The 23,430-nt window shown below is 32.8% G+C and carries 20 protein-coding genes and 1 tRNA gene; 15 read left to right on the top strand and 6 right to left on the bottom strand.

Annotated features, from left to right (window positions below; genetic code table 11):
• Window positions 1-13: 13 nt before the first annotated feature.
• Window positions 14-1,294, bottom strand: a complete 1,281-nt coding sequence (gene aceA / locus AC061E_RS01410; protein WP_478284667.1) for an isocitrate lyase — start codon at window positions 1,292-1,294, stop codon at window positions 14-16.
• A 64-nt stretch (window positions 1,295-1,358) separates the two neighbouring features.
• Window positions 1,359-2,978 (bottom strand): malate synthase A, encoded by a 1,620-nt coding sequence (gene aceB / locus AC061E_RS01415; RefSeq protein WP_478284668.1) that lies wholly within the window; start codon window positions 2,976-2,978, stop codon window positions 1,359-1,361.
• A 142-nt stretch (window positions 2,979-3,120) separates the two neighbouring features.
• Between aceB and AC061E_RS01420 the strand changes: the two genes are divergently transcribed.
• Window positions 3,121-4,602, top strand: coding sequence for a helix-turn-helix domain-containing protein (locus tag AC061E_RS01420; protein WP_478284669.1), 1,482 nt, complete (start codon window positions 3,121-3,123; stop codon window positions 4,600-4,602).
• A gap of 109 nt (window positions 4,603-4,711) precedes the next feature.
• Here AC061E_RS01420 and AC061E_RS01425 read toward each other — a convergent pair whose 3' ends face one another.
• A complete protein-coding gene (locus tag AC061E_RS01425) occupies window positions 4,712-6,073 on the bottom strand; it encodes a hydroxymethylglutaryl-CoA synthase family protein (protein ID WP_478284670.1) in 1,362 nt (453 codons plus the stop codon).
• Between the two features lie 369 nt (window positions 6,074-6,442).
• On the opposite strand from AC061E_RS01425, the gene AC061E_RS01430 reads away from it, so the two are divergent.
• The 3 genes from AC061E_RS01430 (at window position 6,443) to AC061E_RS01440 (ending at window position 9,938) form a co-directional block, all read left to right on the top strand.
• Window positions 6,443-7,108 (top strand): succinate dehydrogenase cytochrome b subunit, encoded by a 666-nt coding sequence (locus AC061E_RS01430; RefSeq protein WP_478284671.1) that lies wholly within the window; start codon window positions 6,443-6,445, stop codon window positions 7,106-7,108.
• A 13-nt stretch (window positions 7,109-7,121) separates the two neighbouring features.
• Window positions 7,122-9,122, top strand: a complete 2,001-nt coding sequence (locus tag AC061E_RS01435) for a fumarate reductase/succinate dehydrogenase flavoprotein subunit (protein ID WP_478284672.1) — start codon at window positions 7,122-7,124, stop codon at window positions 9,120-9,122.
• A 69-nt stretch (window positions 9,123-9,191) separates the two neighbouring features.
• Complete coding sequence (locus AC061E_RS01440; RefSeq protein ID WP_478284673.1) at window positions 9,192-9,938, top strand: succinate dehydrogenase/fumarate reductase iron-sulfur subunit; 747 nt, start codon at window positions 9,192-9,194, stop codon at window positions 9,936-9,938.
• Between the two features lie 130 nt (window positions 9,939-10,068).
• On the opposite strand, the gene AC061E_RS01445 is transcribed toward AC061E_RS01440, so the two are convergent.
• Window positions 10,069-10,632, bottom strand: coding sequence for a hypothetical protein (locus tag AC061E_RS01445; RefSeq protein WP_478284674.1), 564 nt, complete (start codon window positions 10,630-10,632; stop codon window positions 10,069-10,071).
• A 74-nt stretch (window positions 10,633-10,706) separates the two neighbouring features.
• On the opposite strand from AC061E_RS01445, the gene AC061E_RS01450 reads away from it, so the two are divergent.
• Window positions 10,707-11,477 carry a nitrilase family protein gene (locus AC061E_RS01450; protein WP_478284675.1) on the top strand — a complete coding sequence of 257 codons (771 nt, stop codon included), beginning with the start codon at window positions 10,707-10,709 and terminating at the stop codon, window positions 11,475-11,477.
• A gap of 2 nt (window positions 11,478-11,479) precedes the next feature.
• On the opposite strand, the gene AC061E_RS01455 is transcribed toward AC061E_RS01450, so the two are convergent.
• A complete protein-coding gene (locus AC061E_RS01455; protein ID WP_478284676.1) occupies window positions 11,480-13,150 on the bottom strand; it encodes an Ig-like domain-containing domain in 1,671 nt (556 codons plus the stop codon).
• Between the two features lie 173 nt (window positions 13,151-13,323).
• Here AC061E_RS01455 and mce point away from each other — a divergent pair, with 173 nt between their 5' ends.
• The 9 genes from mce to AC061E_RS01500 all read left to right on the top strand — a co-directional run bounded on the left by mce (window position 13,324) and on the right by AC061E_RS01500 (window position 22,140).
• Window positions 13,324-13,725, top strand: a complete 402-nt coding sequence (mce, locus tag AC061E_RS01460) for a methylmalonyl-CoA epimerase (RefSeq protein ID WP_314840414.1) — start codon at window positions 13,324-13,326, stop codon at window positions 13,723-13,725.
• 142 nt (window positions 13,726-13,867) lie between these two features.
• Window positions 13,868-13,941, top strand: a tRNA-Ile gene (locus tag AC061E_RS01465).
• A gap of 302 nt (window positions 13,942-14,243) precedes the next feature.
• Entirely contained in the window at window positions 14,244-15,164 is a 921-nt protein-coding gene (locus AC061E_RS01470; protein WP_478284677.1) for a hypothetical protein, read from the top strand.
• Between the two features lie 96 nt (window positions 15,165-15,260).
• The gene (locus AC061E_RS01475) at window positions 15,261-15,557 is read left to right on the top strand and encodes a helix-turn-helix domain-containing protein (protein WP_478284678.1); all 297 of its coding nucleotides are present in this window, start codon (window positions 15,261-15,263) and stop codon (window positions 15,555-15,557) included.
• 3 nt (window positions 15,558-15,560) lie between these two features.
• Complete coding sequence (locus AC061E_RS01480; protein ID WP_478284679.1) at window positions 15,561-17,603, top strand: hypothetical protein; 2,043 nt, start codon at window positions 15,561-15,563, stop codon at window positions 17,601-17,603.
• A 2-nt stretch (window positions 17,604-17,605) separates the two neighbouring features.
• Window positions 17,606-18,877 carry a DNA polymerase gene (locus AC061E_RS01485; RefSeq protein ID WP_478284680.1) on the top strand — a complete coding sequence of 424 codons (1,272 nt, stop codon included), beginning with the start codon at window positions 17,606-17,608 and terminating at the stop codon, window positions 18,875-18,877.
• A 45-nt stretch (window positions 18,878-18,922) separates the two neighbouring features.
• Window positions 18,923-19,825 (top strand): hypothetical protein, encoded by a 903-nt coding sequence (locus tag AC061E_RS01490; RefSeq protein ID WP_478284681.1) that lies wholly within the window; start codon window positions 18,923-18,925, stop codon window positions 19,823-19,825.
• Window positions 19,826-19,902: 77 nt separating this feature from the next.
• Window positions 19,903-21,150, top strand: coding sequence for a site-specific integrase (locus AC061E_RS01495; RefSeq protein ID WP_478284682.1), 1,248 nt, complete (start codon window positions 19,903-19,905; stop codon window positions 21,148-21,150).
• Window positions 21,151-21,576: 426 nt separating this feature from the next.
• Window positions 21,577-22,140 carry a hypothetical protein gene (locus AC061E_RS01500; RefSeq protein ID WP_478284683.1) on the top strand — a complete coding sequence of 188 codons (564 nt, stop codon included), beginning with the start codon at window positions 21,577-21,579 and terminating at the stop codon, window positions 22,138-22,140.
• Window positions 22,141-22,201: 61 nt separating this feature from the next.
• Here AC061E_RS01500 and AC061E_RS01505 read toward each other — a convergent pair whose 3' ends face one another.
• Window positions 22,202-22,441 carry a helix-turn-helix domain-containing protein gene (locus tag AC061E_RS01505; protein WP_478284684.1) on the bottom strand — a complete coding sequence of 80 codons (240 nt, stop codon included), beginning with the start codon at window positions 22,439-22,441 and terminating at the stop codon, window positions 22,202-22,204.
• Between the two features lie 151 nt (window positions 22,442-22,592).
• On the opposite strand from AC061E_RS01505, the gene AC061E_RS01510 reads away from it, so the two are divergent.
• Window positions 22,593-23,222: a hypothetical protein gene (locus tag AC061E_RS01510; RefSeq protein ID WP_478284685.1), complete on the top strand. Its 630-nt coding sequence runs from the start codon at window positions 22,593-22,595 to the stop codon at window positions 23,220-23,222.
• The last annotated feature ends 208 nt before the right edge of the window (window positions 23,223-23,430 follow it).

Genomic DNA, 23,430 nt, shown 5'->3' on the forward strand with positions numbered 1-23,430 from the left:
GTTCTTTAGATATTTAAAACTGTGCCGTTTCAGTAGAATCTTTCATGGCTGTAGTGCTTGATTTTCCTATTGTTACAGTATTTTGTACCGCATCAAAATAAGAAGTTCCTACAAATCCTTGGTGTTTTACCGCTTTGAAACCGTGTTTTTGTAGAGCAAATTCTCTTTCTTGTAATTCAGAGTAGCCCGCCATTCCTCTTTCTTTGTAAGCTTTTGAAAGTTCAAACATACTTGTATTTAAGGCATGAAACCCAGCCAATGTGATGAACTGAAATTTATAGCCCATAGCTGCTAGGTCTTCTCTAAAAGTTTCCATTTCAGCTACAGATAGTTTTGCAGCCCAGTTAAAAGATGGAGAGCAATTGTAAGCAAGCATTTTTCCTGGGAATTGTGCGTGAATAGCTTCTGCAAATTGTTTGGCGTATGCTAAATCAGGGTTACTAGTTTCCATCCAAATTAAATCAGCATACGGTGCGTAACTCAAACCACGGTCAATTCCTTGTTCAATTCCACAATTCACATAAAAAAAGCCTTCAGCAGTTTTTTCTCCTGTAATGAATTTGGCGTCTCTCGGGTCAATATCGCTGGTCAATAAATTAGCGGCATCAGCGTCAGTTCTAGCAACAACAAGCGTAGGAGTTCCCATAACATCTGCTGCTAAACGAGCTGCAATCAATTTATTGATAGCTTCTTGCGTAGGAACTAAAACTTTTCCGCCAAGGTGACCGCATTTTTTAGCAGAACTCAATTGATCTTCAAAGTGAACACCTGCTGCTCCTGCTTCGATCATTGATTTCATTAATTCAAAAGCATTTAGATTTCCTCCAAAACCAGCTTCGGCATCAGCCACAATAGGAACTAGGTAGTCTTTTTTATCAGCAGTTCCGTTTACCACTTGTATTTGATCTGCTCTCAAGAGTGCATTGTTAATTCGTTTTACTACAAGCGGAACACTATTGGCAGGGTATAATGATTGGTCAGGGTACATTTCGCCTGCTACATTTGCATCGGCTGCAACTTGCCAACCGCTCAAGTATATGGCTTCAAGTCCAGCTTCTACCTCTTGTATTGCTTGGTTTCCCGTAAGTGCGCCAAGTCCAGCCACAAAATCTTGCGAATTAAGTTTGTTCCATAAAGTAGTAGCTCCTAGTCTTGCAACGCTGTGTTCTATTTGGTAAGAACCTTGTAGTTTAACAACTTCCTCAGCAGTGTACGGACGCTCAATGCCTTTCCATCTTGGGTTTGTAATCCAGTCTGCAACTAATTCTTGAATTCTTGTTTCGGTAGTTTTCATAGTGTTTGTATGGTTTAAATGGTGTTTAATATTTTATTGATATTTATTTTATTGCAATTGTTTTTTAAATGTATTTGTATCCTGGTAGGGTTAAAAAGTCTATGAAATTCTTGTTTACCACCAGTTGATCTAATAATTGTTCCGCTAGAATGTATTTTTGTTTCTCATGATTTTCATCCCCAACTAGTTTTTTTATTTTTTCAAATTCTTCCATGGCTAGTTTATGGTAGTAATTGGTGTTTAGTTGTTTTCCGTTTTCTAGCGTAACCTTGTTTTGCAGCCATTGCCACAGTTGTGATCTAGAAATTTCCGCAGTTGCAGCATCTTCCATCAAGTGGTGCAATGCTGCTGCTCCTTGGCCATTGAGCCACGATGCAATGTATAAAACAGAAATGCTGATGTTTTTTCGAACGCCTTCTTCGGTGATGGTTCCTTTTGGAGTTTCTAGTAAATCGCTTTCCGTTACGTTAACGTCCTCTCGTTTTACATCAATTTGGTTTTTGGCAGGCATATATTTGTCAAATACAGTCATGGCAAGCGGAACCAAATCAGGATGTGCTACCCAAGTACCGTCATGACCATTTTTAACCTCACGTTCTTTGTCGGCAATTACTTTGTTAAAAGCTATAGTATTGGCTTCTTCGTTATTTTTGATCGGAATTTGTGCTGCCATTCCGCCTATAGCGTGTATGTTGCGTTTGTGACAACGTTGAATTACCAGTTGTGAGTAAGCACTCATAAACGGAGCTGTCATGGTTACTTGATCTCTGTTTGGGACAATGAAATTAGGATTGTTTCGTAATTTTTTGATATATGAAAAAATGTAATCCCATCGGCCGCAATTCAAACCAACAATATGATCTTTCAGTTCATAAATAATTTCGTCCAATTGAAAACTGGCGGTTATTGTTTCGATTAAAACGGTTGCTTTGAATGTTCCTTTTTTTACTCCTAAATACTCTTGTGTAAATAGGAAAACTTCGTTCCACCATCTTGCTTCAAGATAATGCTCTAGTTTTGGGATGTAAAAATAAGGTGCTGTACCATCTTCAATAAGTTTTTTATAGTTGTGAAAGGCATATAATCCAAAGTCAATAAGTGATCCTGAAGTTTGTACACCGCCAATTAAAATATTCTTCTCAGGCAAATGCAATCCTCTGGGACGAACTAACAATACGGCAGTTTTTTCGTTTAAACTGTATTTTTTGTTTTTTATAGGATCCTCAAGAGTAATTGTTTTGTTTACGGCATCTTTCAGGTTTTGCTGTCCTGTCATAAGATTGCTCCATGTTGGGGAAGTGCTGTCTTCAAAATCAGCCATGAAAGTTTTGGCACCAGAATTCAGGGCATTGATTACCATTTTACGATCTACAGGCCCTGTTATTTCAACTCTTCGGTCTGCTAAATCATCTGGTGTACTTGCTGCTTCCCAGTTGTTTTCTCTAATTTCTTTTGTTTCCAATGGAAAATTAGGTAGTGCGCCTGCATCAAATAAATCTTGTTGTTTTATTCTGTTTTGTAATAACAACAAACGTTCATTATTGAAATTTTCATGAAGTAATGAAAGGAATGTTATTGCTTCATCGGTTAAAATTTCAGGATAACGCTCTGTAGTCTCTATTGAAAAATTTAACATATTGGTTGAATATATTTCCTTAATTTCTGCTTTTTGATCTGTTTCCATAACTAAATATCTTGTTTTTGTTGTCAATTGTATTTTTTAACACTGCAATGATACAAAAAGTTTTTAATAAAAAAAGCGAACGTACGCTAAAATGTAAAAATATTTTTTTTGGCGAAAATATTTTTTGTCTTATCTTTGAGATATGAACATAGAAAAAGATTATATCAAGCTTATTTTTGGACTTAAACTCAAGCAAGCACGTACGGCTAAAAATTTGTCTTTATTTGGTTTAGCCAAAATCACAGCACTCTCAAAATCGTATTTGAACGAAATTGAGAAAGGAAAGAAATATCCTAAAACCGATAAGATTATTTTACTGGCTGAAAAATTAGATATTACTTATGATCACATGGTTTCATTGAAACTGGATAATAATTTGGCACCTATTGGTGAAATACTAAAATCAGGGATTTTAAAAGAGATTCCGCTGGAGCTGTTTGGAATTCAAGAAGCTGATTTAATTGATATTATTGCCAATGCACCTGCTAAAGTCAATGCTTTTATAAGTACCATTATTGAAATTGCACAACATTATAACCTTACCAGAGAAAGTTTTTTCCTGGCAGCACTTCGTTCTTATCAAGAGGCGCACAATAATTATTTTGAAGATTTAGAGGATAAAGTTCTTTTGTTTTGCAAAGCGTTTCATGTAGACTTAACCACTAATATTTCTATCACAGAGCTCAAGGCTATTCTTGTTGAAGAATATGGATATACCATACAAGAGTTGATTTTTTCAGAGCACGAAGCTTTGGGTGATTTACGTTCTATTTTTGTACCCTCTAGTAAAACCTTGTTGCTATCAAATGATATTGATGAAGGACAAAAAGCGTTTATTTTAGCCAAAGAAATTGCATACAACTACATGGAAATCAAGGAGCGATTGTATACTTTTAGTTGGATAAAATTTGATAATTTTGATCAGGTTTTGAATAATTTTTATGCTTCTTATTTTGCTGGTGCTTTGTTATTGCCGCGTCAACATCTTATAGACGAGCTAAATGTATTCTTGGCTCTTGAAAATCCTAAACCGCAACAAATGGTTCAGTTGATGAACCAGTTTAATGTGTCTCCTGAGTCTTTTTACCAGCGTTTGACTAATATTTTACCGAAAGATTTTAATCTCAAAAATTTGTTCTTCTTGCGCCTTTCGCACCAAAAAGGAACAGATACTTATCAAATAAAGAAAGAGTTGCACATCACCAATCAGCAGGAACCTCATGCTAATGAAATGAACGAGCATTACTGCCGCAGATGGGTTTCTATACGAACGATTGAAGAATCAATAAAGCAGGGTAAAAATCACTTTTTTGACGCTCAAATCTCTAGTTACGAAAACAGTAAAAATGAATATCTCGTTTTTTCATCGGCTACGCCAGATCCTTTTAAAACAGATTGTATCCGAAGTATTTCTGTTGGAATATTGATGACAGCAGGAATGAAGAAAAAATTTAAGTTCATCGAAAATGAGTCGCTCAAAAAACAAATTGTAGGTGTTACTTGTGAAACGTGTGCCGTAAAAGATTGTTTAGAACGTGCTTCGCCTCCTATTCAATTGGAACAAAAAATTAGGAATGAAAACACCGAAGCTATTGTTCAGAAATACATGGCGAAGTTTAGTTAAAAAAGAGCTTTAAATTAAGTGCATAATATTAAACACAGATTTCGCCGATGGATACTCTAAATCGGTGAAATCGGTGTTTTTTTAATTCAATTTTCTTTTCAAAACAATATTAGTCTGCCCATTTGTAATAACGAGCACTTAGTAAGTTGGGGTTTTCGCTTTCGATACGATCTAAAATCCACTCGTTTTTTGGGCTACGAATGCTTTGGTGTTGTTCTTTTTTATGGAGTTTTTCGTAAGTTTCAAAGTCAATTTCAAAGCTTTTTTCTAAGGTTTCAAAGAGGTTTACGTCTCTCAGGGCTAATTGCCAATCCTGCTGAATCGTTCCTTCAAAAACTTTTGACTTCGAGCCACTTCCATACGCTAGAAAACCAAATACACTTCCAGAAATTTCTTTTTTAGTATCATAAAAATGAGCTAATGTTGATAGTAAGCCCATAAAAATAGAACCTGTATAAAGATTCCCTATCAATGACGAAGCTAATTCTGCTGGCTTTAATTTTTTAGACACAAATTCTGAGTACGCCTCTGATTTACTGATTTCTTTGAGTTTGTTTTGGTAGGTTGCGGTATCTTGACTTACTGAAAAGGTACTATTGGAGGCATCCAAAGCATAAATTTCACTAAGCATTCTGCGGCCTTGATACGCATAAGGTAAGTGCATGACAATGCTGGTCCAGGTGTTATAAACCGTTTGAGACGTTTTTTTTAATTTCTTGAACGAAAAATAAGCATCTCGGGTTCTATCCATGTAACATTGATTGGAATACTGACCGTCAAAAACAGGTTGATCCTTGTGGATTTCTATTTCGCTTTCTAAATTATCAAACCAAGCTTCGTTTGCTTCGTTTCCAGTTATGGCAGTTTTTGCTAATGTTCTGTAAGGTTTAAAAAAGTCAAAAACACCTTTGGTGCTCGTTGCCCAGGCCTCTCCAAAAGCGATAATTCGGGGGTTTGAGGTTATTAGTAGGGCAACAGCTCCCGCACCTTGCGTGTATTCGCCGGTAGAGTTTAAATCGTATTTGGCAAAATCAGTCGTTACAACAATGGTCTTTTTGGTTGGGTTGAGTCGAATAAAATCGATACAATTTTGCATCGCATCTACGCCGCCAATACAGGCAAAAGTAAAATCAACCACATCGCATTCTGACAAAGTGTTTTCTCCAAATTTTTGTTCCATCAATGAAATTAAGAAGGAACTAATAGGTTTGGAGTTGTCAATACTACTCTCAGTACCCACATAAATGCGAGCTATTTCATTTAGGTTTATGTTGTGGTCAAGGATTAACTTGGTCAAGGCATTGGCTCCAAAAACTACCACATCTTGGTGTACATCCGGAAGAGTCATTTTTTCTAATCCAAGACCTTTTTGCAGTTTTTCAGGGTCAATGTTTCTGGCTTTTGCCAATGCGCCAATTGATAAATTTATTTTTGCAACATCAAAAGTGATGGCATCGATTCCGATTTTCATTTTAAATTATTTTGACTATAAAATTAGAAATAAGCGCGCTAATCTTTTTTTATTTTGAGTTTTTTAAACTGCCTTCGGTCTATTTTTAGTAAATTTAATTTTTTGATTTGAGCAAATTATTGATCTCGTAAAAAACACCAATTTTTTTAAGAATTATGTTTTTGTTTGATTCGTAAAGATTTTCAAATTCTTTGGTTTTGTCTAACGAAATTCTTCTTTTGTAGTGTTCTAGGTCTTGATTTATATAGGTTTATTTGGTTTTGTGATGTAACACTTTAAAATGATTATAAATTATAGCGAAAAGGTTGTAGTTCATTTCTAATTGCCCTATTTTTGTATGATTTTTTAAATTAATACAACTAAATTCTTATGGCAAAATCTTCATTATTAAAGTCATCGATTGCAAAAAAAGTAGCTATGGCGCTTTCTGGACTTTTCTTAATTTTATTTTTAGCACAACATTTTTTTATAAACAGTACCTCGGTTTTTAGTCCTGATACTTTTAACTCTATTTCTCATTTTATGGGAAATAACCCGTTGGTGCAGTTTGTTATTCAACCTATTCTTATTATAGGTGTTATTTTTCACTTTATTATGGGTATCGTTTTAGATCTTCAGAATAAAAGTGCAAGACCTATTAAATATGTAAAAAATAATGGTGCAGCTAGCTCATCATGGGCATCACGTAACATGATTATTTCTGGAGCTGTTGTATTAGCTTTCATGCTTTTACACTTTTATGATTTTTGGATTCCAGAAATGGTTTACAAGTATGTAGAGGTAAATCCACTTGATGAGACTCGTTATTTTGGTGAGTTGCAACACAAATTTGTTGATCCTATTCGTACTGCTATTTATTGTTTTTCATTTATATTGTTAGCACTACACTTGTGGCACGGTTTCAACTCTTCATTTCAATCTGTAGGGTTCAACAATAAATACTCTAGATCATTACACAAATTGGGATATGCTTTTGCAATTGTAGTTCCTGTTGGCTTTATTTTCATTGCATTATTTCATCATTTTAATCATTAATATTAAATTATAAATGGCTTTAGATTCAAAAATACCAAATGGTCCAATAGCGGACAAATGGACAAATTATAAAAATCACATCAATTTAGTTAACCCAGCGAACAAACGTAATATTGATATTATTGTTGTAGGTACTGGTCTTGCAGGTGGTTCTGCCGCTGCAACTTTAGCTGAATTAGGATATAACGTTAAAACTTTTTGCTTTCAAGATTCACCTCGTCGTGCGCACTCTATTGCTGCACAAGGAGGTATCAACGCAGCAAAAAACTATCAAGGTGATGGTGACTCTACTTTCCGTTTGTTTTACGACACGGTAAAAGGAGGAGATTACCGCTCTAGAGAAGCAAACGTACATAGACTTGCAGAAGTTTCTGTAAATATTATTGACCAGTGTGTTATGCAAGGTGTGCCATTGGCACGTGAGTACGGTGGTTTGCTTGACAACCGTTCTTTTGGTGGAACATTAGTTGCTAGAACTTTTTATGCAAAAGGTCAAACAGGACAACAATTATTATTAGGAGCATATTCTGCAATGAACCGTCAAATTGGTCGTGGTAAGATTAAATCATACACACGTCACGAAATGCAAGATTTAGTTCTTGTTGATGGTAAAGCAAGAGGAATTATTGCTCGTAACTTGGTAACAGGTGAGCTTGAGCGTCATTCTGCACACGCAGTTGTAATTGCTTCTGGAGGTTACGGTAACGTATTTTTCTTGTCTACATACGCCATGGGAAGTAACGCTACTGCAGCTTGGAAAGTGCACAAAAAAGGAGCTTATTTTGCTAATCCATGTTACACACAAATTCACCCAACTTGTATCCCAGTTTCTGGAGATCACCAGTCTAAATTAACTTTGATGTCTGAGTCATTGCGTAATGACGGACGTATCTGGGTACCTGCAAAATTAGAAGATGCACAAGCTATTCGCGAAGGTAAATTGAAGCCAACACAAATTGCAGAAGCTGACAGAGATTATTATTTAGAGCGTCGTTACCCTGCATTTGGTAACTTGGTACCTAGAGATATCGCTTCGCGTGCGGCAAAAGAAAGATGTGATGCTGGTTTTGGTGTGAACAAAACTGGTGAAGCCGTTTACTTGGATTTTGCTGCAGCAATCGAGCGTTATGGTAAAGAACAAGCTTATGTTAAAGGTCTTGATGCTAATGACAAAGCGTTAGTAACAAAATTAGGAGCTGCTATCGTAGCTAATAAATACGGAAACTTATTCCAAATGTATGAGAAAATCGTTGATGAGGATCCATACACAACTCCAATGATGATTTATCCAGCAGTACACTATACTATGGGTGGTATTTGGGTTGATTATAACTTACAAACTACAATTCCAGGTTGTTTCAGTATTGGAGAAGCTAACTTCTCTGATCACGGTGCTAACCGTCTTGGAGCTTCTGCTTTAATGCAAGGTTTGGCTGATGGGTATTTTGTATTGCCATACACAATTGGTGATTACTTAGCTCCAGACATTAAAACAGGAACAATTTCTACTGATTTACCTGAATTTGTTGAAGCTGAGAAAAATGTAAAAGCACGTATTGATCAGTTTATCAATAACAATGGTACTCATTCTGTTGATTATTTCCATAAGAAACTTGGAAAAATCATGTGGAACAAAGTGGGTATGGCTCGTAATGCAAAAGGATTAACTGAAGCTATCGAAGAAATTGCAGCTTTAAGAGAAGAGTTTTACAGAGATGTAAAAGTTCCTGGAGATGCTTTTAGTTTTAACCAAGAGCTTGACAAAGCAGGTCGTGTTGCTGATTTCTTAGAATTAGGTGAGTTGTTTGCTAAAGATGCATTGCACCGTAACGAATCTTGTGGAGGTCACTTCCGTGAAGAATACCAATCTGAGGATGGTGAAGCACAGCGTGATGATGAAAACTTTGCTTATGTTGCTGCATGGGAATACATGGGTAAACCAAGTGAAGCTATACTTCATAAGGAGCCATTAGTCTATGACAATGTTAAACTAGTAACGCGTAGTTATAAATAGGAATCAGTCCGAGATAAAAATGATGGTAATACCACTTTTTGATTCTAAGACTTTCAAACGAAAGAAAATATGAAACTTACATTAAAAATATGGCGTCAAGCCAACGCAAAAGCAGAAGGTAAAATCGTAGAGTATCCATTAGATGGTATTGAAGAGGACATGTCTTTCCTTGAAATGCTAGATGTGCTTAACGAAGGCTTAATAGAGAAAGGAGATTTACCAGTATCTTTTGATCATGACTGTCGCGAAGGGATTTGCGGATCATGTTCTTTGTATATCAATGGTGAAGCACATGGTCCAGATAGACGTGTACCAACTTGTCAGTTACACATGAGAATGTTTAAAGATGGTGATACCATTTTTATCGAGCCTTTTAGAGCGAAAGCTTTTCCAGTAATTAAAGATTTAGTTGTTGATAGAAGTGCTTTTGATAGAATTCAACATGCAGGAGGATTTGTTTCAGTAAATACTTCAGGAAAACCAACAGATGCTAACGCTATTTTGATTCCTAAGCACGATGCTGATAAAGCGTTTGATGCTGCTACCTGTATTGGTTGCGGTGCATGTGTGGCAAGTTGTAAGAACTCATCTGCTATGCTTTTCGTATCGGCAAAAGTATCACAGTATGCTTTATTACCACAAGGTAAAGTTGAGGCTGCTGATCGTGTAATGAACATGGTTGCTCAAATGGATGCTGAAGGTTTTGGTAACTGTACTAATACTGGTGCATGTGAAGTTGAATGTCCAAAAGGTATTTCACTTGAAAATATTGCCAGAATGAATAGAGAATATTTATCGGCTAGTTTAAAAGGATAATTAGTTAGTCTTAAAAATTAGATTCTTAGGACAAAGCATTTAAAATTATAAAAAACGCATTCAATCTCAAAGTTGAATGCGTTTTTTTGTTTGTGTTTTTTTTGTCTAAATGTTAGGTTTAAAAAGTGGCCTAGTCTTTCCATCCCCATGGAGCAGCGGGTGTTGCTACTGTTTTTGTTAGATCAAATTTTACGGTAAACAATCTATCAGATCCTATGCGTCTTAAGTTATAGGTAAACGAGGTCTCATCAATTGTAATCCACCAAACATTAGTTGCGGCGCTCGGAATTAAATTTAATGTTTCTTGATCTGCTGGAAAAAATTGAATACCAGCACTGCCGTAATTAGGACTAGTACCGCCGTACTGTGTTACTTTATCTTCAGTTCCATCTTCGTGTCTGTGATCGTGTTTAAGTTTAATTCTGTCGTTTTCAAGCGTTAAAACCCAAGTTCTTGATTTGTCTTCGCCAACAAAAAACGGAATTTTAATGGTATTTTTGGTACAGCTTCTTACGTGCATTACTAGTTTTTTATCCCTAAAAGTATCATTAGAAGCACCTTCTTTGATTTCTCCTTCAAACGATTTTCCACAATGTTTTTGTAAGTTTTCCCAAAATTGTTGCGCCCCAGTTTTTTCTTGTGCTTGAAGTATTAACTGAGTTAATAAAACAATGGCAACTAATATTTTTTTCATGTTTTAGTTTTTTTGCTAATGTAAGGAAGTTACAGTATGTATAGAATTGTTATTTTTATAGAAAATTAGAAAAAATGAAAATAGCCTTCATTCAAGCTCCGTTGTCATGGGAAAACCCTTTGGAAAATCGTGTGTATTTCGAATCCAAAATCAATGAAATACAACTTGATGTGCAAATAATAGTCTTGCCAGAGATGTTTACAAGTGGTTTTACCATGAATCCTGAACGTGTTGCTGAGGGTATGGATGGTGAAACCTTAACTTGGTTAAAACAACTTGCTGCCAGTAGAAATTGTGCTTTTATGGGTAGTCTCGTGATCACAGAGGGAGATCAGTTTTTTAACAGGTTCGTTTTTGTTGCACCTTCTGGAAAGGTCGAATATTATGATAAGAAACATTTGTTTACATTGTCTGGTGAAAACGTTGCTTATGTTTCAGGTAAAGAAAAGTGTATTATTGACTATTTAGGTTGGAAAATTTGTCCTTTAATCTGTTATGATTTGCGCTTTCCTGTTTTTTCCAGAAATACAGAGGATTATGACTTATTAGTTTATGTGGCCAGCTGGCCAAAAACAAGGGTGAATGCTTGGGATATTTTACTTCAGGCGAGAGCTGTCGAGAACATGTGTTATGTTGTAGGAGTTAACAGATTAGGAACTGATGGTAATGGGTATGAATATGTAGGGCATTCTCAAGCCGTTGATTTTTTAGGTCATTATGTACAGGAACCTACCCAAATTGAAGGTGGTTTTGTAGTGACATTAAATAAGGAAAAGTTAGTTGAAACGAGACAAAAACTAGGTTTTCTTAATGATCGAGACGTATTTGAACTAAAAGATAACTAAGGTTATTTTTTGTTTGTTACTTTCTTTTTAATTTCGGGGGTGTACGGAATACTTAAATCAAAGAGTTGATTTACATCCCAATTGGCACGCACATCTATTTCTTTAGAAAAGTATATTACTTCTTCGGCTTGGAGTTTATTAAGGTAGTCTCCTGGATCCCACTTGCCGTTTTTATTGGAGTCATAAGTGGCTCTAAGTGTATATTGTGCGGGTTCTATTAAATTGAAATTGATAGTGCTGTTTTCTGTAGTATATTCAGAGGCTAGGACATCACCTTTTGCATTTGTTAACTCAATAAGCACAGGATAACTTTTTGTCTTTTGAAGATTCACACTCAAATTTCCATAATCAGAGGTGTTTCGGGTAGAGAATTTAAAGGTTAAGGTGTCATTCTTTTTTTTAAAAAAATCAGCAAAAGCTTCAGGTAAAACGGTCATTACGTAGTTTTCTGAAGGTTCTTTTTTAAAATCAAAATACAAGCGTTGATTGTATACGTCATATTGTGTTTTAAACGTAATTGATTTTTTGTTTCTATCCAATAAAGTTATTTTCTCGTTTACAATATTAATTAATGGCGTACTAGTTTCAAGAGTAAACTGCTCTCTAAATTTTAAATCCCCCATTTGTAGAGGCGTCACATTTAAAGTGTCTTTTTTTTGATCCTTAATTTTAAAAGTAAAGTTGGTTTCATACTTGTCTTTTTTTACAAAAAGTTTCAAGGAATCTGTTTTTATAGGTTTATACCATATTTGTAGAGAATCCTTTTTTGGAAATTTGGTAACCAAGTGATTTATTTCGGTAGTATTGTCTTTCAGTGTTAATTTAGGTAAATTCTTAAGGTTGTCTAGTGTACCTTCATAACCCATTATAAGTTTGTTACCGGCAGCTTGTATTGGCTTTATAGCTTTAAACGGTAGCTTTTCTTTGAAGATTTCTAGTTCATAAAGTGTATCGTTTGGTATGGATACATATTCTTTTATAAACCCAATCTTGTCTTTCTTAGGATCAAATTTATTATTGTTATTGTAGTCCTTAAGCGCTACGAGTAAATATTTCCCTGCTTTAAGGTTTTCTAATTTGAAAGTTTTCAAACTATCAAGAGTATTTGTAATGTATCTTGGATTTTGTTTGTAAATTACAGAATCATTAAATTTTTCGTTTACTTCATACAGCATAACCGAAACGAAAGACTCTACTTCTTTGTCAAGGGCGCTTTTTATGGTTCCTCCTAGTTGCAAAGAATCAATTGTTGCTCCTGTAGAGAACACATACTTAAATTGGTTTAAGGGGTTTTCTTCGTTATTGTCAGCAATGCTCTGCCCGAAGTTTAGGCTGTATGTTGTGTTAGGTTGTAAAGTATCTTTGAGCGTAATTGTTAACGTTTTTGTAGGCGTAGTAGGAAGAACAAGCGGTTCATTTTTCATGGGTGGAGAAATGATAAGTTGCTTGTTTAAGTTTTTCAATTTAATATTTTCGTCAAATACCAACTGAATCTTGTTTCCTGTGAAATTAGTGGTAAAATTTTTAGGGAAACTTCCCTTAAGAGTTGGCGCAATGGTGTCTTTTAGACCTCCAGTAATAGTACCTCTTTTTGCACAACTAGCTAAGATTATTAAAAAGAGAAAAAAAGTGTATTTGAGTTTGTTTTTCAACATGATAAATTCTGATTTCAATTTACAAAATAACGACTATAATTTATGCTTTCGAAATATTTTAAGGATTTATTATAAATAGTAACTGAATAGAGTTAGTGATAATTTTGGTCTATGAATATAAATACTAATTTTACAGCATTGGTTGCTGAACCAAAGTACAGGTTGTTTTTAAAATAAAAATAAATTGATTCATGAGAAAAATAGAACACATAGGAATTGCTGTAAAAGATTTAGAGGTATCCAACTTGGTTTTTGAAAAATTGTTTGGAGCACCTGCTTATAAATTTGAAGAAGTTCTGAGTGAGGGAGTAACTACTTCTTTTTTTCAGAGCGGTCCTAATAAGATTGAATTACTAGCTGCAACCCATCCAGACAGTCCAATAGCTAAGTTTATAGAGAAAAAAGGTGAAGGAATTCATCATATTGCTTTTGATGTAGCAGATATTGAGTCCGAAATTACTCGATTAAAGCAAGAAGGCTTTGTGGTTCTTAATGAAACTCCGAAAAAAGGTGCTGATAATAAACTAGTTGTGTTTTTGCATCCTAAAAGTACAAATGGAGTTTTAATAGAATTGTGTCAAGAAATACAATAATTCGAATTTCTATAAAATGTAGGTTGTTAATAGTCAATACATTCGGTTTGCTTTGTGATTTTTTTTTATAAAAGACTAAAAAACTATGTCAAATTTATTTGTAGCAATTAAAAAATAGTAGTAATATTGCAACCTCATAACCGGTCCTATAGCTCAGCTGGTTAGAGCACCTGACTCATAATCAGGTGGTCCCTGGTTCGAGCCCAGGTGGGACCACAGGTAAAGCTTGTAAAGCCTTGATAATCGTGAGATTATTGAGGCTTTTTTTATTAAGCTCAAACATATGCTCAAACTTCCTCCGTAAGCCTTGCTAGTATTGACTTTGTTTGACAATATTACTTCCCAGAAATAAAATTTAAAATGATTTTGTTAGATGCAAATCTCATAACTAATCTTTCCCATTATCCTTTTATTACATACTCCTAAAGAGATTGAAAATGTTTCCATTTTCGTCAACTAATAAATTTTATCTTTGATTCACTTTGTATATTTAAGTAGTCTCTTTAAAAGTCCTCAATATGCCCAAAAACAATAGAATTAAATTAGAAATAACTGATTTGTCTCCTGAATCAGCTTCTAAGGTATTCCAGTTTCTTCATATTCTTCTAGAGGAAGAACAATTAGATGAAAATTATTTTAAAGAGGAACTATTAAAATTTACACTCGAACAGCAGTATTTTATTTTTGTTTACGCTAAATCATATTTTAATAGTTCTGAAGGTGGCTATTTGGATAGATTACTGAAAAGTCAAGAACGAATATATGTAGATCAAGAAACTTCTCAGACTTTCTTGGAGTATACCTCTTTAATTACAAAAAACGCTTCTAAAATATTCAATATTGCCAGTTCAAATCAATTAAAAGTAATTGTAAAGAAGCTGAAAGGTTCAATAAAAAATAATACTGCCAAAGATGATTTCATAACTCAATTATCCACAAAACCATACAAATACAGAATTCCTTTATACGTTAAACTTGAAAAAATAAATAATGAAGATTTCGAAACGGAGAAAAGCCAATATCGAGTTTCTTCAATATTTAACGATTTCAAGAAAGAGGTTTTTAATATTTTAAAACCTATTCTCAATCCTGACCAAATACAGCAATTTTTTTATAATTCATTTGCGTTTCATAATAATGATTACCCTATAGAACTTTTACACTTTGAGATTGCTAACAAAGAAATATTTAATTCATGTGTTAGGAATTTAAACAACACCTATAAAAACAATGTTTTAAATCATGTTGAAAAATTCACCGAAGATTACAATAGGAAATATAATAAAGATGATAAGTTTAAGAGTGTAGGCCGTCTTGAATTTATGAGAGTAATGTATAATACCTTTCCTCAAATCAGAGATTCATACAATTTATACCATCAAAAAGATCCTTCACAATCTATAGATGACTATCTAACAACACAACTTCAAAATATTTAAGCTAGCGTAAAAAAGGGATAAAAAAATAACTCTTTTTACGCTAAAAATGCACCTCTCTCCTTCCATACTAAATTTGCCTTCAGTAAAGTAAAAGTTATGGAAGATCAAGCATTATACAATCATTTTTTTAAATTCTTTTCAGAGTTAGAAAACCGTATAGCTGGGAAAGTTGTATCCCAACTAATGGAACATTCTAACTCATTTTTAGGGACCCCTACAAACCAAGAAAATCTTTTGAAACCTAATGAATTGTGTGATGCTCTTCGTATTTCTACTTCCCAATTTTATAAAGTAAAACAAGCTCACAAAAACTTCCCTCATTATAACATAGGAGGAGCTCTCCGTTACAAACAATCAGAAGTCGAACAATTCATTAAAAACTTAAAAACATAATTTATGGAAAATGAAAAACCTGAAATTCGAAGAGAAATTTCGACCCCATGGCGGTTTTTTAAAAACAAAACTGTCAAGGTGCCAACAATGGATTTTATTTATTTTTTAAACTATCTAAATTTTTTCAAGGCTAAAATCAATGATGTATTTGAATACGTACATATTAAACACAACATAGTAAAGATAATTGACAAATCATTTATGATTAAAACATCTTTGGATTGGTTGGACAATAATTTTGAAGATTTTACCACAGATGGCTTCACAATTAAAGATATTGAAGAAGCGTGGGTAAATAGAATTCGGGTCTTGATGGATGACAAGACATTGTATTTTCTTCCCACTATTGAAATTCAACCTCATCTTGATACTAAAAACGAAAGTTATTTATATTTTAAAAATACGGTTGTAAAAGTTCAAAAAGATGCTCTAAGTTTGATTGACTATCAAGATTTAAATAATCATGTTTTTGACTTTCAAATTAATAGTAGGATTTTTGAATTTCCAAAAGACAGCAGTTCAAAAACATTTGCTCCCTTTCAGAAATTTATTGACAATATTTCAAATCAAGTTAAAGATAGAATTGACTCTTTTGAATCGGTAATTGGCTATCTACTTCATCGTTTTCAAGATCCCGCAAAATCTAAAGCAATTATTCTACTTGATGGAACTATCAATGAATTCAACATAGTTTCAGGAGGCAGTGGGAAGTCACTTTTTGCAAAAGCACTAAGTTTTATGCGAATTGTTTGTGATATATCAGGGAAAGATTTTGACGGTCGGAATTCCTTTTCTTTTCAGAGAGTAGGTCCACAAACTGATATCATTGCAATTAATGACATTAAAGAAAATCAAAATTTTGAGCAATTTTACGGAAGAATTACTGACGGTTTTACCATTAACAGAAAGTATAAATCTGAAATTTACGTTCCTTTCAATCGTTCTCCAAAGATGCTTATTACATCGAATTATATTATGAAAGCTCCTTCTGGAAACAGTACCAAAAGAAGGCTTTTTGAAATAGAATTTTCAGAACACTACGGAGAACATCTTACAGTATATGAAGATTTTGGGCATTATTTTTTTGATGATTGGAACGTAGATCAATGGAATGAGTTCTCCATGTATATGATGTGTTGTATTCAAAAATATCTCAAGACTGGATTGGTAGAAGCAGATTCTATAAATTTAAATGAGAGACGACTTATAAATGATGTAGGTATTGAATTGATAGAGTTTTTAGACGAGGAATTACTTCGAACCAAAAAACTACACAAAAAAGAATTGTTTCAAGCCTTTATCAAAGGGGGTTATGTTTCATTTAAATACCAACCTACACAGAAATCATTTACCACTCGAATCAAAAAATATTTCGAATATAAAGGGATTAATTATATAGAAATTCCAAGCAATACCAAAGTCTACTTTGAAGTAGTAGAAGAGTCTTCCTCTGTAGTTTACACCACAGTTAAGGACATTTCTGTTGATTATAAAACCGTAGATACTCCTAATAAAATGACCCGTTTAGTAAAAAGACTTATAGGGCATTTTGATGAAAATCCAGGAGGAGTTTTATCAATAGATTTGGAAACAACAGGGCTTAATGCTCATGTAGATGAGATTGTTTGTATGTCTTTAACTTTTAAGGAACGTACGGGTTACAATCTTATTTTTCCCAAGCAGAAAACAAAGGTTAGCAATTTTATCCAACCTATAATGCCTTTTTTGAAAAATGAAAATATTCTAAAGGTGTTTCATAACGCAAAATTCGACCTCAAATTTTTGCAATTATACGATATTACAATTAGTACCAACATTAAAGACACAATGATTATGGATTATTTATTGGACCCAAATCGGAAGACTCACGGTTTAAAGGAAATTTCAAAATTACATCTAAATTATTTTCAAGTCAGTTATGAGGTATTAACCAAAGGGAAATCAATTCGAGAAGTTCCTTTGGAAGAATTAACACTATATGCTTGTGAGGACACTGACCAAACTTTTCAATTATACCATTTTATCAATAACCAATTAAATTCTTAACTATGAATGATACGATTATCAATGTAGAACATCAATTAATTTCTGTTCTAGTTAAAATGGAATTAGAAGGCGTAAAAATAGATCTCAAAACATTATCGAGTGTAGAACTTGAATTAAATGAATTGATTGACAGTACTAGAATCAAAATTAATTATTTTACAAACTCTGAAATAAAACTTAACAGCTCTGAACAAGTAAATAAATTACTTTTCGATGATTTAAAGTTAGAACCAAAAATAAAGAAAAAACCAAATAGTAGTTATTATTCTGTGGATAAATCACACTTAAACAAATTAAGGAAAGACCATGAAATAATCCTTTTGCTTTTAGATTATCGAAAAATAACAAGCCTTTTAAAATTCTGCGATCAGCTGAAAAAGGTTAATTCAAAAACTAAGCGTTTACATGGGAATTTTAATCAAATAGGAACAGCAACAGGAAGATTTAGTTGTAGTAAACCGAATTTGCAAAACATTCCAAATGTAAAGGTTAAAGTAGACGAAATAAACAGATTGAAAGTACTTGAATCTAAATTTAGAGAAGTATTTATTCCTAAAAATGGTTGTCAATTCATTGGAGCAGATTACTCCCAAATCGAACTGCGAGTTACAGCGGAAATGAGTCAAGATGCTTTTCTATTAAAAGCTTATAATGAAGATTTAGACATTCATAAACTTACTGCAAGTCAAACTTTTCTTGTAGAATTTAATGATGTTTCTGATGAACAACGTTCAGTCGCTAAGTCTATTAACTTCGGCTTGATTTATGGAAAAACTGCTAATGGACTTGCAGAATCCCTTACTGAAATCACAAATAAACCTCACTCGGTAGAACAAGCTCAGAAAATTATGGATGATTACTTTAAGCGTTTTAGTGGAGTAAAATCTTTTTTAGATGAATTGATTGTTTTTGCTGATAAGTATGGTTATTCCAAAACACTTTTCGGAAGAAAAAGACCAATTCCTGAGCTAAGTTCTTCCAAAATATCAGAAAGACAAAAAGGGAAACGTCTTGCTATGAATTCCCCTATTCAGGGAAGTGCCGCCGATATTATTAAAATGGCAATGATAGCCTGTGATACTGCAATCATGAAAAAAAATCTCAAATCTAAATTAGTACTCCAAGTTCACGATGAATTATTATTTGAAGTCCCTGACTATGAAATTCCAATAATGGAAAAATTAATAAAACATGAGATGGAAAATGTAGTAAAACTTTCTATTCCTCTTGAAGTGAGCTTAAAAACAGGAAAAAATTGGTCATTATCACATTAACAAAATTATAGACAATAAAATAATATCCCTTAAAATGTTAATATTATGAACGCAAAATTATACAAAACGCAGATCGACTATATTTCTTTAAAAGTAGATTCAGTACATGCTCAGCAAATCAATTGGAATTGTCTAATACCACATCCGATTTTGAGAAAACAATATATTTTAGTTCCTCACATCATCAAAGAAGCCAAAAACTTTAGATTGTATATGAAAAGCAATGGCGATGTTGTCATTAGACTTAGCATTCCATATTTTTTATTTGGATATAACTACAGAAGTGTGGGACAGGAAGAGCTTTCAGACTTTTGCGCCCAAATAAAATCCATTTTAGGAATTGATATAAAAAATGCAGAAATGCTCGAGTTTGAATACGGAGGATTTGAAGATATAACTGAAAATCCCGAGGAACAAATAAAGAAAATTATAGGAATGAGGGATTCTGAATTGGTGTATTCCAAGCCACAGATAAAAATATATTCACAACAAAACAATGCTGTTTTCTTCAAAATATACGATGCCGTTCATAATGCCAAAAAGAAAAAAACGTATTCTACAGAACGCTTTCCAAAAACCAATGTTGTCAAATATGAGATAAAAATAACAAATCCAAAACAAATTTTTAAAAGGATTATAGTATTTGATGATTTACTTGTAGAACCTAGCCGAGAATCCATTTTACTTTTATGTATGCAATTATTATCCAAAACAAAAAAATTATTAGTTCTACAGGATGATACTAATGTTCTCCCTAAAAAATATGATTTGATTAATATTTTGTACGCCCAATTAAAAAATTTAGAAAGAACAAAAGGGAATTCTGATGTAATCCATCAAGAACTTATAAAAATTGTCAATTCAAGCCCTTTGTCTTCATCCCAAAAGAGTAAAAGGCGTAAAGCAATATCCGACCTAGATTCTTTATACTGTGATTTAGCTTTTTAAGCGAATGTTATTTTACCCCGTATAGCTAGCTCACATCGAAATAAAGGGTAATGTTACCTCAACTAAAAAAACAAAATATGGCAACATTAAAATTCGTTTTAAACAAGTCGCAACACCAGCGAAAAATAAAAAGCAAAGAATCCATGCTGATGCTGAGATACACGCATAAAAAAGAGGTAACCTATTTTACTACCCATAAAAACATTGATGAACAATATTGGGATGATAAGGCTCAACAAGTTAAAAGGAGTTATTCAGGATCAGACCGATACAATATTTATCTGAAAAGTATCAAACAAAAAGTAGATGATATTGTGAACGGATTACTTATCTCAGGAGAAGACCCAACTAAAGACTATGTTAAAAAACTTTATAACACTGGTAAAGAATTACAGGAGAAGAAGAATCAATATAGCTTCTTTGAATACACAGAAATATATTTAGAAGCTAGTAAGAAGCGAAAGGTTTTGGGAACTATTAAAGCATATCAAACATCTTTAAATCAACTGAAGAAGTATGAAAAATATGCAAAAGTAAAACTAGATTGGCACAATATCGACATGAATTTCTATTATGATTTCTTGGATTTTTACACTGGAGTACAAGGATTGACAAACAACGGATTTGGAAAGATTATAAAAATAATTAAAGTAATTCTAAATGATGCTACTGAAAAAGGTTTCAACTCAAACAATGCATTCCATCACAAAAATTTTAAAACAATAAAGGAGGAAGTGAACAATATTTATTTGTCTGAGGAAGAACTTGAGACAATAATAAATTTAGATTTAAAGAAAAACTGTGTTTTAGAGCGTGTTAGAGACTTGTTTGTTTTTGGGTGCTATACAGGGCTTCGATTTAGTGATTTTAGTCAGGTGAAGTCGGAGCATATTATAGATAACAAGCTTAGAATAAAAACAATAAAGACTGATGAATGGGTAACTATTCCATTGCTAGCCCAAGTATCCGTTATTATGGAAAAGTACAAAGACCAACCAAACAGTTTGCCTAAATCTTGTGCTAATCAAACTATGAATAAGCATCTTAAAGAGATAGGAGAATTAGCTAGAATTGATGAAAAAGTATTGAAAATAAGAAATAAGGGTAAAGAAAGAGTTGAAGAATCTCATTTCAAATGGGAGTTAATTTGCACTCATACTGCAATACGTTCTTTTGCTACCAATATGTTTAAAAGAGGTGTTCCAACAAGAGTAATTATGAAAATAACAGGACATCGTACAGAAAAAGCCTTTTCAAGTTATATTAAAATATCTCAAGAGGAAAATGCAGACTTGATGCTGAAATATCTTAATAAGTCAGCATAAAATAAAAAGTTTCTTTCAGTGTCTTTTTATTTAAGAGGAAGGCACTCAAAGAAACATCAGCAGGATTTTATTAGCTCTGCTTTATAAAGAAATACGACATAACCTCTTGAAAGCATAACTTATAAGTTGGATTAAATACTTTTCAGGATAAATGTCCTCCCTTTTATACAAACTAAACAAACTTTGATAGTCGTATTTTTGAAAAAAATACATAATACAAAAAGAGCAACCTCATTGCGAAGCAAAATGAGTAGTTGTTCTGCAATTTAAATAATCTTTAAGTAATTCTTTAATTATCTCTTTAATTATAAGTGCAATATTGGTGTGTTTGAAATGCATAATTGGTGTAATAGAAATGTAAAATTAGGTAGAACAAAGTGCAAAATTGATTGACAGAAAGGAACTTTAAACTGTAAAAACATAAAAATGACTACTGAAAATAGAGTGCCACTCATAATTAAAATCCCATTTAAAATATTAAGCAGTAGTGAACTATCTCTAAATGATAAATTGATTTTAGGTTTGGATTATACCTTTAGTTCAAAAAATGGAAGTAATACAATGAGTAACAAACACGTAAGTGAATTGTTCCATCTTCATACTAATATCGTGGGAGACTGTCGAAAAAGACTTGTTGCACAAGGATACTTATCTAAAGATAAACAAATCTATTTTTTAACTTCAAAATTTGAAGCGTTTATTCCTCAACTAAAAGATGAAAGAACAATTTACATTCCTTCTTTGATTTATAGACATCCTAAATTACGAACGGGAGAAAAACTGCTGTGGGGAGAATATAACTCAATGAGCGGAGGAGTTAAAGCGTACTTTGCCTCGCGGGAATATAGTGCAAAAAGATTAAATGTCAGTAAAGAAAGTATAACGAATTGGACAAATTTACTGGAACAGAAAAAACTAATTACAATCCTATATAACATTGGTTACTGTACACATCAGAGATTAATTACTACTAGTAAATTTGACTTGTAATTATTTGAAGTGCAGAATTGGTGCTTTTAGGTATGTGTTTTTAATATGAAGAAATCCAGTATTATAATGAATTATCAGGAAGAAAATCTTTAGGAGAACATTCAAATATTTCCGCTAATTTATTGATGTGAGAAAGATTATACTTTGCTCTAGATTTTGAGCTTTCTATGTCTCCAATAAAACCGATAGAAAGATTTAATGCATAAGACAGCTCTTTTTGAGATATTTTCTTCTCTGTTCTCATTCTTCTAACTATATCAATAACATACTGTTCTATTGGCTCTAAACTTGAATTGTCCATAAATAAATCATTTGGACAAAGTGAGCTAATGCTTAAAAATATTTCACTCTTACATGTACGAGTGTTTAGAAAAAAGGTTGATATTTGTGGTAAGACTTTTCTTTGAACTAAAGTGAAAGCCCAACCTGTCACCAATAAATAACCTTTGAAAATGAAATCAACTTTTTTTTACATCGTAGTCACAATAATGTTTTTATCATGTAATTCCATAGCTAATAAAGAGCTCCCCGAAAATAAAAATAAAGATGGGACTGATATGTTTATTTGTACTGAAAATATATTTAGTGACTTTGTTGTGTTAAGTTCCTCGCTTGACAAAATGCAAAAGCCTCATACGGTAACTCATGTCTTTAAAGGAATACTAAAAAATAATACAGAAAATATATATAAAAAGGTAATATTAACAGCTGAGTTGATAATTGTACTAGAGAATGGTAATGAATTAACTTGTAACGATATTAATTACACAAAGAACTTATTAGGAGATGGTATTAGTCCACAATTTAAAAGCAATTGGAAGCCCAATGAGGAATGGATTATAGATAAAATAGAGACATGCACTTTTCCTGTTGAGTATCTAGAATATCCAGTTAAGGAAGTTTACACACAATATTATTTTAAACTAACAGATCAAATTAACAATACAGAGACTGAAATTATGGCATCTCAAAGGGATGTAACAGAAAAATGGATTAAAGCTAAAAATAAAGCTATAAATGATAATGTTGATTGCAGTAATAATTCTTTTGATTTTAATAGATTTTTTAAAAATAAAAATTAGATATTTTTTACTTCTATACGTTTTAAAATCATAATACATAATTCGATTTAGTGACTATCAAATAAACTAAAACCTCCACAGATCAATAGATTAAACTAAAATCCTCACAATGAGGATTTTTTTTATGAGATAAAATTTCCAAAATCAGAACTTAAAAATTGGACAGTCTTTAAAAAAAACTTACATTGTGTGGTTAAATCTATTACCT

Source organism: Flavobacterium sp. GNP011 (assembly GCF_056428925.1).

Coding starts and splice junctions, on each gene's coding strand:
- AC061E_RS01440 (WP_478284673.1), top strand. CDS start 9,192: ATGAAACTTACATTAAAAATATGGCGTCAAGCCAACGCAAAAGCAGAA.
- AC061E_RS01490 (WP_478284681.1), top strand. CDS start 18,923: ATGAACGCAAAATTATACAAAACGCAGATCGACTATATTTCTTTAAAA.
- aceA (WP_478284667.1), bottom strand. CDS start 1,294: ATGAAAACTACCGAAACAAGAATTCAAGAATTAGTTGCAGACTGGATT.
- AC061E_RS01495 (WP_478284682.1), top strand. CDS start 19,903: ATGGCAACATTAAAATTCGTTTTAAACAAGTCGCAACACCAGCGAAAA.
- AC061E_RS01485 (WP_478284680.1), top strand. CDS start 17,606: ATGAATGATACGATTATCAATGTAGAACATCAATTAATTTCTGTTCTA.
- aceB (WP_478284668.1), bottom strand. CDS start 2,978: ATGGAAACAGATCAAAAAGCAGAAATTAAGGAAATATATTCAACCAAT.
- AC061E_RS01510 (WP_478284685.1), top strand. CDS start 22,593: ATGAAATCAACTTTTTTTTACATCGTAGTCACAATAATGTTTTTATCA.
- AC061E_RS01425 (WP_478284670.1), bottom strand. CDS start 6,073: ATGAAAATCGGAATCGATGCCATCACTTTTGATGTTGCAAAAATAAAT.
- AC061E_RS01500 (WP_478284683.1), top strand. CDS start 21,577: ATGACTACTGAAAATAGAGTGCCACTCATAATTAAAATCCCATTTAAA.
- AC061E_RS01435 (WP_478284672.1), top strand. CDS start 7,122: ATGGCTTTAGATTCAAAAATACCAAATGGTCCAATAGCGGACAAATGG.
- AC061E_RS01505 (WP_478284684.1), bottom strand. CDS start 22,441: ATGGACAATTCAAGTTTAGAGCCAATAGAACAGTATGTTATTGATATA.
- AC061E_RS01480 (WP_478284679.1), top strand. CDS start 15,561: ATGGAAAATGAAAAACCTGAAATTCGAAGAGAAATTTCGACCCCATGG.
- AC061E_RS01470 (WP_478284677.1), top strand. CDS start 14,244: ATGCCCAAAAACAATAGAATTAAATTAGAAATAACTGATTTGTCTCCT.
- mce (WP_314840414.1), top strand. CDS start 13,324: ATGAGAAAAATAGAACACATAGGAATTGCTGTAAAAGATTTAGAGGTA.
- AC061E_RS01475 (WP_478284678.1), top strand. CDS start 15,261: ATGGAAGATCAAGCATTATACAATCATTTTTTTAAATTCTTTTCAGAG.
- AC061E_RS01450 (WP_478284675.1), top strand. CDS start 10,707: ATGAAAATAGCCTTCATTCAAGCTCCGTTGTCATGGGAAAACCCTTTG.
- AC061E_RS01445 (WP_478284674.1), bottom strand. CDS start 10,632: ATGAAAAAAATATTAGTTGCCATTGTTTTATTAACTCAGTTAATACTT.
- AC061E_RS01430 (WP_478284671.1), top strand. CDS start 6,443: ATGGCAAAATCTTCATTATTAAAGTCATCGATTGCAAAAAAAGTAGCT.
- AC061E_RS01420 (WP_478284669.1), top strand. CDS start 3,121: ATGAACATAGAAAAAGATTATATCAAGCTTATTTTTGGACTTAAACTC.